11 protein-coding genes are annotated in these 12,713 nt (G+C 69.8%); 4 read left to right on the forward strand and 7 right to left on the reverse strand.

Going from position 1 to position 12,713, the window contains the following annotated elements; translation table 11 throughout:
• Nucleotide 1: 1 nt before the first annotated feature.
• Nucleotides 2–550: a GNAT family N-acetyltransferase gene (locus tag AB0M70_RS34835; protein ID WP_365826536.1), complete on the reverse strand. Its 549-nt coding sequence runs from the start codon at nt 548–550 to the stop codon at nt 2–4.
• Between the two features lie 124 nt (nt 551–674).
• Between AB0M70_RS34835 and AB0M70_RS34840 the strand changes: the two genes are divergently transcribed.
• The gene (locus tag AB0M70_RS34840) at nt 675–1,190 is read left to right on the forward strand and encodes a hypothetical protein (protein WP_365826538.1); all 516 of its coding nucleotides are present in this window, start codon (nt 675–677) and stop codon (nt 1,188–1,190) included.
• Here the strand turns inward: AB0M70_RS34840 and AB0M70_RS34845 are convergent.
• From AB0M70_RS34845 to AB0M70_RS34855, 3 genes are all read right to left on the reverse strand, one after another.
• Nucleotides 1,184–2,263: a hypothetical protein gene (locus tag AB0M70_RS34845; RefSeq protein WP_365826540.1), complete on the reverse strand. Its 1,080-nt coding sequence runs from the start codon at nt 2,261–2,263 to the stop codon at nt 1,184–1,186. The two genes, AB0M70_RS34840 and AB0M70_RS34845, sit on opposite strands and share 7 nt — an antisense overlap.
• A 119-nt stretch (nt 2,264–2,382) precedes the next feature.
• Nucleotides 2,383–4,338, reverse strand: a complete 1,956-nt coding sequence (locus AB0M70_RS34850; protein ID WP_365826542.1) for an RICIN domain-containing protein — start codon at nt 4,336–4,338, stop codon at nt 2,383–2,385.
• Between the two features lie 410 nt (nt 4,339–4,748).
• Nucleotides 4,749–5,015, reverse strand: a complete 267-nt coding sequence (locus tag AB0M70_RS34855) for a hypothetical protein (RefSeq protein ID WP_365826544.1) — start codon at nt 5,013–5,015, stop codon at nt 4,749–4,751.
• Between the two features lie 59 nt (nt 5,016–5,074).
• Here AB0M70_RS34855 and AB0M70_RS34860 point away from each other — a divergent pair, with 59 nt between their 5' ends.
• A complete protein-coding gene (locus AB0M70_RS34860; RefSeq protein WP_365826546.1) occupies nt 5,075–7,693 on the forward strand; it encodes a tetratricopeptide repeat protein in 2,619 nt (872 codons plus the stop codon).
• A 45-nt stretch (nt 7,694–7,738) separates the two neighbouring features.
• Here the strand turns inward: AB0M70_RS34860 and AB0M70_RS34865 are convergent, their stop codons facing one another.
• The 3 genes from AB0M70_RS34865 to AB0M70_RS34875 all read right to left on the reverse strand — a co-directional run bounded on the left by AB0M70_RS34865 (nt 7,739) and on the right by AB0M70_RS34875 (nt 10,112).
• Nucleotides 7,739–8,836, reverse strand: coding sequence for a barstar family protein (locus AB0M70_RS34865; RefSeq protein WP_365826548.1), 1,098 nt, complete (start codon nt 8,834–8,836; stop codon nt 7,739–7,741).
• The gene (locus tag AB0M70_RS34870; RefSeq protein WP_365826550.1) at nt 8,833–9,348 is read right to left on the reverse strand and encodes a cupin domain-containing protein; all 516 of its coding nucleotides are present in this window, start codon (nt 9,346–9,348) and stop codon (nt 8,833–8,835) included. Before AB0M70_RS34870 ends, AB0M70_RS34865 begins: the two co-directional genes overlap by 4 nt.
• Before the next feature lie 119 nt (nt 9,349–9,467).
• Nucleotides 9,468–10,112, reverse strand: coding sequence for a sigma-70 family RNA polymerase sigma factor (locus tag AB0M70_RS34875; protein ID WP_365826552.1), 645 nt, complete (start codon nt 10,110–10,112; stop codon nt 9,468–9,470).
• A gap of 77 nt (nt 10,113–10,189) precedes the next feature.
• Here AB0M70_RS34875 and AB0M70_RS34880 point away from each other — a divergent pair, with 77 nt between their 5' ends.
• Both AB0M70_RS34880 and AB0M70_RS34885 read left to right on the forward strand, forming a co-directional pair.
• Nucleotides 10,190–11,071 carry an alpha/beta hydrolase gene (locus AB0M70_RS34880; protein WP_365826554.1) on the forward strand — a complete coding sequence of 294 codons (882 nt, stop codon included), beginning with the start codon at nt 10,190–10,192 and terminating at the stop codon, nt 11,069–11,071.
• A gap of 20 nt (nt 11,072–11,091) precedes the next feature.
• Nucleotides 11,092–12,687 carry an FMN-binding glutamate synthase family protein gene (locus tag AB0M70_RS34885; RefSeq protein WP_365826556.1) on the forward strand — a complete coding sequence of 532 codons (1,596 nt, stop codon included), beginning with the start codon at nt 11,092–11,094 and terminating at the stop codon, nt 12,685–12,687.
• Nucleotides 12,688–12,713: the final 26 nt, after the last annotated feature.

Raw genomic sequence — 12,713 nt, forward strand, 5'->3', positions numbered from 1 at the left:
ATCACTCGGTGGCCGCGCAGTGGTCCTGACGCTCGGCAAGGTCGATTGTGAACGCCACCCGGTCGAGGCCGGGACCGTCGTAGTCCGGCTTCGAGGCGGAGACCGTGAAGCCGAGCCTGGCGTGGAAAGCCTGCGACGCGGAGTTCTGCGGGCTGGTGACGCAGTGCACGTACCGGCGGCCGTATGACCGGGCGAGAGCGAAGAACGCCTGGTAGAGGGCTCGCCCCACGCCTTGCCCGTGCAGTCGCGGGTCGACGCCGACGAAGTGCACGTAGGCGGCGTCGGGTTGGGTCTGGGACAGGAAGCCGACCAGGAAAGCCGCGATCTGTCCCCCGTCGGACGCCTCCGCCCGCCCCCCGGTACGTTCGACCACGAAGCTGGTGGTGGTGAAGTGCTGGAAGTAGAGCCTGGGCAGGAGCAACGAGCGCTCCAGCGCACCCGCGGGTCCTTTCATGCCGCCCCACCACGCGTCCAGCACCGCGAGCACCTGTGCATGGTCGTCCTCGGCAAGGTGCCGAGCCGTCAGGCCATCAGGAAGATCAGCGATCATCGATGCAGTCTGCCACCGGCGCCACGCGCGCCGCTATGGCCGCGACTGCCCAACTCACCCACGAGGCGGGCAGCACCTCGTACGAGACTGGCCACTGAGTGGTCTGGAGGGGAGCGTGGCTGGGATGAACTCGCAGGGACGCGTATACCGGTACGTGGGTCCGGCCGAACTGAAGGCCGCGGTCCGGCCCGGCGGCGGCGGTTGCCGGATCGGTTCGGCGGCTGACTTCGAGAGGTGGGTGGCCGCGCAGCCCGCACGGGAGCTGGCCGAGCCGTTCACCTTCGTGGTCGCTCTGGACGGCGTGCTTCGGCTCGCACCACGACGGAGCGAGCATGTGGCCTGCGCCGGCGGCGAGATGGTCCTGAGCGCGGTTGAGATCGGCTTCGCCCGCGAGGCGGGGCGGTGGGCCGCCGGCGACATCAGCAACCAATCGACCGGGTACTGCCCCGACGTGAGCTCTTGGCAGGCGGTCGACCGGGCTCTCGACCGCACGGGGCTCGGACACCCCGGCCGCTTCACGCACGAGGTGGTGTTCCGGCGCTGCCCCGGCTGCCAGGAACACAACATCGTGGGCGAGGACGACTTCGTCTGCGTCTTCTGCGGCAGCGATCTGCCTGAGGCGTGGAACGTGTCCTACTGAACGCTCCAGCGATGCGGGTGGCCGGGGTCGGCGGGGCACGCGAAGACGTTGGCCTGGCCTGCGCGGCCCACGATGACCTTGGTGGGTGTGCCGAACGGGTGTGGAGGCAGGTCTGCTTCCTCGGTGGGTTTCCAGCTACCGCTGCCGCCGTCCCACTCGGAGCTGGCGATGGTAAGCAGCAAGCGCATGGGTGTGGTGCAGGTCAGGCAGTCCATGGGGGAAGCGTCGGTGGTGTGCCAGGAGGCGAAGCCGCCGACGCGCCAGCCGGGTGGGATGGACAGGTCGTACTGGTAGTACACCTGCTGCCTGTCACCGCCGGTCTTCGCGGGCCCCTCATGTTCACGCTCGTCCGCATCCCACGGCGAGTCCCACTCCTCCTCGGCCTCTTCGTCGAGCGCCTCCTCGCGGGCGTAGATCCTGTCGCACAGGTCCTCGGGCAGGAGGCCCGCGAAGGGGTACGTGACCACCTGTTCCGGATGCAGCACGCAAGGCTCGGGCACATAACCGTCGGCCCCGACGACCTGCGGCTGAGGCGGCTCGGCCAGCACCTCGCCGACCTCGTCCGACCTGCGCCAGCGCAGGTGGAGCAGCATGCCGTAGCGGGTCGGGCCGTGCGCGTCGAAGGGGCAGCAGAAGACCTGGAGCAGGTCGCAGCCGTCCGGTCCGGGCGGCAGGTCGGGGATGTCGCGCCGGTACAGCTGCGCGAGCGCGACCATCGGCAGCGGGTCGGTGTCAGCGATGTCGGGGATCCGGTGCCGCCGGTTCAGCTCGTCCAGGAGCTCCCGTTCCGCTGCCGAGGGGCCCGAATGGGGTGCGCGGGCCCACGCCTCTTCCAGGACCTCGCGCCGTCGGCGGATGTCCGCGGGCCGTCGGCCACTCCTGCGACGGTGGGCCTCGGTGCACACCGGCCACGGCTCGTCCGCCGGCCACAGCAGCGGACCGCCCACGGAGCTGACCGACGCGTCGGGGTTTCCCGGCCTCGGGTGCAGTCGGGTCGTGGTTCCCCGGTATCCGGCGAGCTCAGGGAACAGCCCCTCGACATCGAGCGGCCGCGGCGGAGTGGTCCTCGTCATGGGCACGACCCTATGCATCCGGCGCCCTCGCTCAACCGGCACCCCACCCATGCCCGAGGACATCAACTGACGCCCGCCGTCACCCGATGCCCCCCTTGCCTCCCCCATGACACCACTGGCTAGCGAGGCCGAGCCAGTGCTCCACCAGTCATCTCACCTTGCCCGCCACCCGGCATCTCACCTTGCCCGTCGATCGGCAACGGGGCGGCGTCGCAGCAGCCCGCTTCGGCGTACCGCTCCGCGTCATCGCCGCGCCGGGTTGCGTCAGTTGAGGGCTCCCGGTCCTTGCCCTTCGCCCCGTGGCCCTTCCCCTTTGCCTCTGTCGGCGGCCCAGGCTTCTGCTTACGGGGCGAGGACGGCTCGCAGGTCGAATCGGCGCAGGCTTTGCCCCCGTCTCCACCCCCGCCCCCACTCTTACGAGGCGCGTCACGGCCACCCTTGGCGCCCCGGACGCCCTTGACCTTGTCCTCGCCACCCTCCGCCTCTTCCTCGCCCTCTTCGCCCTCCCCGCCCTTCGCGGACGGCTCGCCCCCGCCCTTGATCGAGCGGGACTTCGGGTCCGCCGACGACGAGTCGAGCATCCATCGCTGCTCCGGAGAGCCGTCGCGGACCTTGACCACGGCCTCCGCGCCCTTGCGCGCGGAGGCGGGCGCGACCGCCAGCCGTTCGTGCCACCGGGGCAGCAACTCCCCCAGCACGGTCAGGTCGTAGCGCACCTCGTCGGCGTGCTCCGCCGAGGGTGCGACACATGCGCCGAGGACGAGCACGCCGTCGTCGCGGTGGGAGTCGAGGCAGAGGTCGGGTCGGGCGACGGTGCTCAGGAGTCCGTTCTTGTCGTACGACCACTGCTGGCTCGCGGCGTCCGAGCACTTCGCCAGCTTCGTCTCGGCACCGGGCTTAGCCTTCCCCCGGATGTCGAGGCACAGATCCGCCGCGGCGTTGCGGAGCCTGCCCTGGTCGGACCGGTCGGGGTAGTCCGCTGACGTGGGCGTGGGAGCACCAGTGGGCGGCGGCGTCTCGGGATCCGCGCTCGGATGAGTGCCGTGGCTTCCGGTCATGCCGGTCGGGGGCATGGCATCGCCGCTGTCGCCGTCGCCGTCGCCCGACGAGAGGGCGATGACGAGCACGGTCGCGAGCAGGGCAGCTGACCCCAGGGCTGCTCCGGTGCGCAGCGCCCTGGAGTGTGCGCGCGCCTGTGCGAGCGGGCCGCCTGCCGAGGGGCTGGGAGACGAGGGGCGGTGGCGTCCGCCGCCGCCCGCGCGCCTGCCGCCCTGCGCGGGGGCTCCCGCGCCGCGCTTCACCACGCCCCCGCGCCCCGGGCGCGACTCCAAGTAGCGACGCGCGCCCCAGCCGAGTACCGCTTCGGCGAGCAGGGTCCCCAACTCGTTGTCCACGTGCACGAGTTGGTCGGTCACGTCGCGACAGTGGCGGCACTCCGACAAGTGGTGTTGCGCATCGGGAAGCAACGTACCGCCGCGGCGAATCGTGACATCGAGGATTCGGTTGTAAAGGGGGCATTCCTTGGTCGGCGCGAGTTCGCGGTGACCGCGAACGATCCCTGCCCGGAATTGTTCACGCGCCTGCGCGAGTGCGTCGGCCGCGAGGTCGGCGCTCAAGCCCGACATACCTGCGGGTATGGATATGTGCTCGGCCTCTACCGCGGTGTGCCACAGCAGACATTGGGCGTCTGCGGGAAGGTCCCAGAAGGAGCGCGCGGCGAGTCGCCGCTTTTCGGGTGTCATGGAGGTCGCCGCCCGCATGCCGCGCCCCCCGGTCGGCTTGCGGAGTTCCGGCATCAGGGTGGATATGCGCTCGTCGACGGTCCACCCCCTGACCGTCTCCCTGACGGTCACCAGGAGGTACGGCCGCAGGGCCCCGCCCGGCTCGTCGCTCGCCATGCGTTCGAGCATCTGATGGAAGGCTGCCGTGGCGACCTTGGAGGCCGAACTCGACCAAGCGGCCAGGCAGATGGCCGCGTAGTCGTACGTGGCCTGCCAGTGCCGTGCGAGCAGCAGCGCGATGGGCTGATCGGACTCACCCTCCGCCCGGCCGCGCAGTCGGGCGGCGAGGTTCATGTCTGATTCTTCGGGGGTCACACCGGGATGAGGGGCGTGGGTCGGTCGTGGGGGGTGAGGGGATTGCACAGAACCTTTTCCTTCCGAGCCGATAGACGGCACACGGAAAACACACCCACCGAAACGGGGCGTCTGATTGGTGCATACCTAAGGCTCACCGGGTCGGGAAAACAGATCGACAAACCGCGGGACCACCCGAATACGGCCGACTGAAGACCTTTTGGGTCTGCGGCACGAATCCCGAACGAGAAACCCGATCGAGAAAGGCGATCCTGATCATTGCCTCAGCGCGCGAGGAAGCTCACCTTGGCACAGCCGACTCGCGGGAAACAAGAAGTTCGAGGGACTTCCATTCGGGAAGCGAGAGGAACCTCGGCGTTACCTGCGGTACTCGCACCTGTTTTCGAAGCCTACGGCGATTCATCCAGCGGAGCTGATACGGCGAAGCCCTCGTCGAGGCTCGCGACCAAGACACCCACGACAGGCGCGAAGCCACAAGAAGCCCACTCCGCAACGGACTTCAGGAAGCCGGCGAGGTAGTCCTGCAGAACCTGCCAGTCACGCCAGTTCTCCAACCCGCAGCTGCAACCGGGCTGCACCGTGACTCCACTGTCGGTGTCCCTGACCCGCAACCCACCGGGCGCGACCACGCACTCGGCGGTCAGCAGCCGGTTCATTGATGCCCGCGACGGCACACGATCCGACATGCTGTAGGGCAGGTGGGGAGGAGACCGCGATGGCAGAGGGGCCGGTGTCGAGGCAGGAACTGATCCGGCGACGGCGCGGCGGTGGCTTCGTCGGGCGGCGGCGCGAGCTGGCGGTGTTCCGGGAAAACCTGGCGCAAGGAACCGGCGCCGACACCTATCAGTTCCTGTTCCACGTGCACGGTCTCGCCGGAGTGGGCAAGTCGACGCTCATCAGACGGTGGGAGACGACGGCACGCGAAGAGGGCGCCGTGACCGCCGTTGTCGGGGACGACGTTCACAGCGCGGTCGAGGCGATGGCGGCGATCAGCGAGCAACTGGGGCGTCAGGGATGCTCGTTGAAGCAGTTCGACAAGTACCTGTCCGCCTACCGGCAGAAGTGCCACGAGGCCGACGCCGCGTTCACGGAACAACTGATGTGCGAAGGAGGCCGCGGTCCGGCGCCCTCGACCCAGGCAGCCCCTTCCCCCTCCAGCACGGTCGCGGCGCAGATCGGCGTGGCCGGGCTCAGCCTCGTGCCGGGGATCGGCGCGTTGAGCAGTGCGGTCCGCCCGGAACACGTCGCCTCCGGCCTCGACCGGGCGCGTACGGCGCTCAGTTCACGACTGCGCAGCCATGAGGACGTACAACTGGTGCTGTCACCGCTCAAGACGCTGACACCACAGTTCCTCGCCGATCTGGGGGACGTCGCAAAACGGCGGCCGTGGGTGGTGCTGTTCTTCGACACCTATGAACGTACGGCGCCCCTGCTGGACGTCTGGCTGCGGGACATGCTGGTCAGCGAGGTGTACGGGGCGGTGCCGGTCAATGTGCAGGCGGCCCTTGCGGGTCAGGGGCCCCTGAACTCCGCGTGCTGGGGCGACAGCCTTGACCTGGTCACCGAGGTCGCGCTCGAGCCGTTCTCCGAGGACGAGGCGCGTGCGCTGCTCGCCGCCCGCGGTGTCACCGACGCCCGCGTGGTGGACGTCGTCCTGCGCCTGTCCGGCCGGCTCCCGGTGCTTCTCGACGCTCTCGCCAGGAGCCGTCCTCAGCAGGTGGACGCGGTCGGCGACCCGTCCGACACGGCCGTCGAGCGCTTCCTCAAGTGGGAGACGGACCCGGCCCGCCGGGACACGATCCTCGCCTGCGCCCTTCCCCTACGCGTCGACGAGGACATCTACCGGGCGCTCGCGCCCACCTCCGATGCCGACGGTTTCGGGTGGCTGCGCGGGCTCCCCTTTCTCACCGGCCAGGCGGGACGCCACCGCTACCACGACGTGATCCGCACTCCCATGCTGCGATTTCAGCGATCCCGCTCCCCCGCGCAATGGCGCCGCAGCCACGCCCACCTCGCCTCGGTCTTCCGCACATGGCGCCGCGAGCAGGAGCAGAGACTGTCGCCCAACGGCTATTGGGACGACTCCACCTGGCGGGATCACCGGCTCGACGAGACGTACCATTTGCTCTGCGCGCAGGGACGCGGCGCCCTGTCCGAAGCGCTGCGGGACGCCGTGCTGGCGTGCGGCCACAGCACCGAATCCCTGCGCCGCTGGGGCCAGTTGCTCGTCCAGGCCGGGACGGACAGCGACGGCTCCGGCGACACCGGCGACCTCGTCCGCACCGGGCAGCGCCTGCTGGCCTTCGCCGGACAGGAGTCCGGTGACGCAGAGGCACTGACCTTCCTTCTGACCACATCTGGTCTCGACACGGAGGGACGGACCCTCGCCCACGTGCTGCGTGGTTGGGTGTACCGGCGTGGCGGCTTACACAGCCAGGCGCTCGCCGACTACACGGCAGCACTGACCCTGGACCCGGATCTACCTCGGGCCTATGTGGGCCGGGGATACACACACCGGGACATGCGTCAGTACGAGGCTGCGCTGGCGGACCACAGCCATGCCGTCCGGCTCGCTCCGCGCTCCCCGGCCCACTGGATCAGCCGCGGCAGCATTTACTTCCGCATGCGCCGTTACGAAGAAGCCGTAGCGGATCTTGACCACGCCCTGGGCCTCGATCGCCACAACACCTGGGCCCTGGAGTTCCGCGGCTTGCTCCACCACCGCATGGGTCACCACGACAAGGCGCTGACGGACCTCACCGACGCGGTCACCATCGACCCGCAGGCGGCGTGGGCCTACGGCGCCCGCGGCGACGTCCATCTCACCCTCGGCCACCTCGAATCCGCCCTCGCGGACCTCGACCACGCCCTCGGCCTGGAGCCACAGGCTCCCTGGCCGCTCTGCTGGCGAGGCGAGGCCTACCGTGCCCTGGGCCGACACGAGGAAGCTCTCGCGGACTTCGACCGTGCCATGGAACTCCTCCCCGACTGCGGCTGGTTCCCCTACCAGAGCGCTCTGGCCATGCGGCTCTCTGGAGCGCCCGGCGAAGCAGCCATGTGGCAACGCGCGACGGACATTTACCAGGCCGAAGTACGCAGTGGGCCCGACTTCGCCGACCTGGCGCGCAACAATCTCCTGGTGCTGTGGTGCGCGCTGCCCGACTGGGGCCGCGCCGAGCAGCAGCTTCGGGACTTCTTGTCGCACGCCCCCTCGCCTCACCAGATTGTGGAGGCGCTGCACGACCTGGCGGATCTTCAGCGGGCCGTGCCAGTCGATCCCGAGAGGTTGGCGCCAATCCTGAGCCACCTGCGGGACGCCTTGGGGCCGCCCTGAGGTGTGGGCGTGGGTGCGGGTCCGCGCGTCGGTCGAGGCCTCCGCTCACGCCAACGTGACCCCCACCCCACCTTCCGCCAAGACGTCGAGCACCTCGGCGAACAGGTCGTAGCGGCGGCCGGACGGTGTCAAGGAACGTGACAGGTGTGTGCGGGCTGTCTCGGCGTTCCGCCAGAGCAGTGTCGCGGGGGCCGTGTAGCCGAAGGCGCCGCGTAGGCAGTCGTCTAGGGCCGCGAGGCAGCCGCCGAAGTAGCCGCCAGGGCCGTTCACCGCCTCGCCGAGCGCCAGGTAGAGGCCCGGTTCGTCGGTGATGTGTCCGCCGTCCAGTGTGTAGGCGTGACCGGACGGCCTGGCGTGGTGGGTGCGTCGGCAGCCCCGCTCCCGGACGAGATCGAGCCAGGCACCTCGGTGCCGGGTGTCAAGGGCGGTCCAGGCGCCCGGAGCCCGCGGAGGCCCGGCATACCACTGCTCCCAGATGCGGCGAACGTAATCGGGCTCGGGCGTGAAGCGCTCCGCGTCGAGTTCCAGGTCGATCAGGTCCGGTCCGTGGGAGGAGGGACGCCAGGCTCTGACCTCGGTCCACAGCAGTCGCTCGGTGAGCAATTCGCCTTGGTCGTCACGTATTTCCAGGGCGGCTTCTTCCAGGTCGAGCGCCCGCCGTGTGCCCTTCGCCAGTGCCGCCCGCAGCTGCTCGCTCTGCGCGAGTCCCCGCAGGACGAGTGGGGGCGCCTCTTGCTCGGGTGGCAGAACCAGGGCGAACTCGCGGCAGGAACCCAGCCACCGGGACCCGTCGTGCACGCGGACGGGGCCCCGATATCCCTCGGGTGGGCCCTCGTAGTCGTCCAGGCCCGTCACCACGAGGCTTTCCGTACCGTGCGGTTGCCTCAGGCTCCGCGCGTCCTCCAGCAGCCAGGGGTCGAGTGTCCGGTCCTCGGGCACCAGCCACACCCTGGCGCCGAGCCAGCCCCGCGGGTCGGCACCCTCGGCGGTCCAGCCGAACAGTTCGTACGTCCCACGCGGGGGCTCCCCGAAAAGACCGTCCACGGCGGCGCACACGCCCCAGGCGCGGTCGTGCTCCGTCTCCGTCAGCGTGTATCGCCCGTACCCGCGGGGTTCTTCGTCCTCATGCACGCTACGCATCATGCCTGGGCGGCGGCGAGCGCCTCGCGCCAGACGGGGCTGTCCACGTAGTGGTTGTCGTAGCGCTCCGAGGACTCCGCGATCTTCTTCGGGTCGCTCTCGCCGCGCATCACGCTGCCGAGCAGGCGCAGGTAGTCGAAGCGGGCCATGCCGGGGGTGAAGACGAAGAGGACGTCTGCCTCGCAGCCCGGGGCGGCGGCGAAGGCGTGCGCGGTGTGCGGGGGAACGGCGAGGAAGTCACCTGCCTGCAAAACGGTGATCTCCTCGCCCACCAGGACCTGGAGCGAGCCGCTGATCACGAAGAAGAGCTCCGTGGCCTTGGTGTGGAAGTGCGCGGGGGCGCCGACAGCTCCTTCGGTGAAGGTGGAGCGGTAGGTGGTGAAGCCGCCGCCCGGCCCGTCCGTGTCGGCCAGCAGAGTCATGACGCTGCTCGGGTCGGCACTGGTCTCGGCCTCCGCGGCGCGGGTGAGGACGGCGGCGAAGTCGGCGTTCTTGCTGTTCTTGGTGGTGCTCATGGCGGTGTTCATGGTGGTGTTCCCCTCGGTTCTGCGGCGCTTTTCCGCGTCGTTGTGATCACCACTCTATGAACCCGAAAGACCTTCGGGAGAGTGCAATTCAGAGCCGAAAGCAGGGGTCAATTGTCGAGCTGGTCGCGTTGGATCACGTGGGCGAGAGCCCGGCGCACGGAGGCCGATCCCGGGGCGGTGCCGCCCGCGGTGACGTAGTCGGGGATGTCGAGCCGGCGAGCGATCTCGTCGTACGTGTCCCGGTGGGCGCCCGGCAGTTGGGCCTGATGCCGCCTCAAGTCCTCTTCGAGGAGCCGCCGCAGCTCGTCGACGCTCTGGGGCGTGAAGCGTTTTCTGCCGCGGCCGAGGGCGTTCACCAGACGTGTGCAGCGGGCGTCCTCGTCCAGGGTCTCCGAGACCACCTCGGCAAGGCCCCACAGGCGCCCTTCGAGCCACGGCGGGTCCCGCTGGTCGAGGTGGAGTTCCATCGGCGGCCGCCGGTCGCCCGTCTTGTGTTTCGCCACCTGCTTGGACACGGCGGGCTGACTCATGTCCGCCAGCTCCGCGATCTTGTCCTGCGTCCAGCCGAGATCGGCGAACAGCTTGATCATCTCGGTGCGGAGCTTGCGCATCTCCTCGCCCGCGCGAATGACCTCGTTCATGCCGGCGAGCATGCGCTCGGCCTGCCCCTCGGTCAGCGACCCGGAGCCCTCGCGAAAGCCGTCGCGAAACCCGTCGCGTGTGCCCTCATGCGTGTTCTCTCCACCTGCCATGCCTCGGTTATACAGCTCAGCACCCTCGTCGGCATAACCGGGTTGTATAACCTGGTTATGCGTGTCAGGATCCGCCCATGCCCACCTACTCCGCATTTGACGGAACCCAGCTCGCCTACCGCGTCCACGGAGACGTCCGTAAAGGCGTCCATGACGGCGTGCGCGAAGACGTCCCCCTCGTGTGCCTCCCCGGCGGCCCCGCGGACTCCCGCTATCTCGGCGATCTCGGCGGTCTGTCCGCGCACCGGCGCCTCATCGTCATGGACAGTCGCGGCACCGGCCGGTCCGCGATCCCCGATGACCCCTCCTCGTACCGGTGTGACCGCCTCGTCGATGACGTCGAGGCTCTCCGCCGCCACCTCGGGCTCCGCAGGATGGACCTGCTCGGCCACTCCGGCGGCGCGAACGTCGCCACGCAGTACGTGGCCCGCCACCTTCAGAACGTCCGCAGGCTCGCCCTGATCGGCCCCGGCACCCGAGCCGTCGGCATCGCCGTCCCCGGCGCGATGCGACGTGAACTCGCGCTGTCGCGGAAGGACGAGCCGTGGTTCACCCCGGCGTTCGCCGCACTGGAAGCGATCACCGAGGGCACCGGCACCGACTGGGAGGCCATCAGCCCCTTCTTCTACGGCAGATGGGACGCCGCCGCCCAGCACCACTGCGCCTCGAGTCAGCCGGACAACAAGGAAGCCGTCGCCGGGTTCGCGGCAGAGGGCGCCTTCGAGGTGGAGGCCACGCATGCGGCGCTCGCGGGATGTGAGATGCCGGTGTTGCTGCTCACCGGAGAGCTCGACATGAACAGCCCGCCGCGTGCGGTGGCCGAGTTCGCGGCCCTGTTCCGCGACGCGCGTCTCGTGGTGCAGCCGGCGGCCGGGCACTACCCCTGGCTCGACGACGCCGGGCGGTTCGTGGCGGCCACGGCGGAGTTCCTCGATCACGAGGAACGTGTGACCAGCTGAAATCAGGTCACACGACGTGCATGACGCGTTTCGTGACAGTGGGCCTGCTGATGGTCTGCGCCGTGGGCGGTGTGCTGCTCGCCCTCCTGGAGTCCCCGTGGTGGTGGATGGCCGCGGCGCCTCTCCTGGGCGTGGCACTGACCGGTGTGTACGACCTGGTGCAGAGGCGGCACTCCGTGCTGCGCAACTACCCCGTGCTCGGCCATCTGCGGTTCCTCATGGAAACACTGCGCCCGGAGCTGCAGCAGTACTTCGTGGAACGCAACTACGACGGCAGGCCCTACGACCGCGACACCCGCAGCATCGTCTACGAGCGGGCCAAGGGCGTCGCCGCCGAGGAACCCTTCGGCAGCGAGCGCGACATGGACGCCCGCGGCTATGAGTTCCTCGTGCCGTCCATGGCCCCGGTGGCCGTGCCCGACGAGCCGCCCCGCGTCCGGATCGGCGGGCCCGACTGCACCCAGCCGTACGACATGGCTCTGCTCAACGTCTCGGCGATGAGCTTCGGCTCGCTCTCCTCCAACGCCGTCGTGGCGCTGAACACGGGTGCGGCGCGCGGCGGTTTCGCCCACGACACCGGCGAGGGCGGCCTCTCCTCCCACCACCTGCGGCCAGGCGGCGACCTCGTCTGGGAGATAGGCACCGGCTACTTCGGCTGCCGCACCCGCGACGGGAACTTCGACGCGCGGCAGTTCGCCGAGAAGGCCGCCCACCCCTCCGTGCGCTGCGTGTCGCTCAAGCTCTCGCAGGGTGCGAAACCGGGGATCGGCGGCGTACTGCCCGGCAGCAAGGTCAACGCCGAGATCGCCTCGGTCCGAGGCGTTCCCGAGGGCAGGACCGTGGTCTCGCCGCCCTACCACCGCGTCTTCTCCACCCCGCGCGAACTGGTCCACTTCCTCGCCCGGATGCGGGAACTGACGCGCGGCAAGCCGGTGGGCTTCAAGCTGTGCCCCGGGTCCCGCACCCAGTTCCTCTCCGTGTGCAAGGCCATGGTCGAGGAAGGCGTCACCCCGGACTTCATCGTCGTGGACGGCGCGGAGGGCGGCACGGGAGCGGCGCCGCTGGAGTTCGCCGACCACCTCGGCATGCCGTTGCGGGAGGGTCTTTTCACCGTGCACAGCGCCCTGACGGGTGCGGGTCTGCGGGACAAGATCCGCATCGGCGCCAGCGGCAAGGTGGCGACGGGCTCCGACATCGTCAAGTGCCTCCTCCTGGGCGCCGACTACACCAACGCGGCCCGCGCGATGATGTTCGCCGTCGGCTGCATCCAGGCCCAGCGCTGCCACACCAACCGCTGTCCGACCGGCGTCACCACCCAGGACCCGCGCCGGGCCCGCGCCCTCGACGTCATCGACAAGGCCGCACGCGTCACGCGCTACCAGCGGGCCACCGTGCAGAGCGCGCTGCAGATCATGGCCGCGATGGGCGTCCGCGACGCGTCGGACCTTGGCCCGCACCTCCTGCGCCGCCGCGAGGACCACGGCGATTTCCGGTCCTACGCCGAACTGTACGAGTGGCTGTCCCCCGGCGAACTGCTCACCGCACCGCCCGCGAGCTGGGCCGCCGACTGGCGGGCGGCGGATCCGGACAGCTTCGCCGTCCGGCGTCCGGCCTGACCGCCGAACCCCGCCTCCACTCCCCC

The sequence above is a fragment of the Streptomyces sp. NPDC051214 genome (assembly GCF_040682375.1).
Lineage (GTDB): Bacteria > Actinomycetota > Actinomycetes > Streptomycetales > Streptomycetaceae > Streptomyces.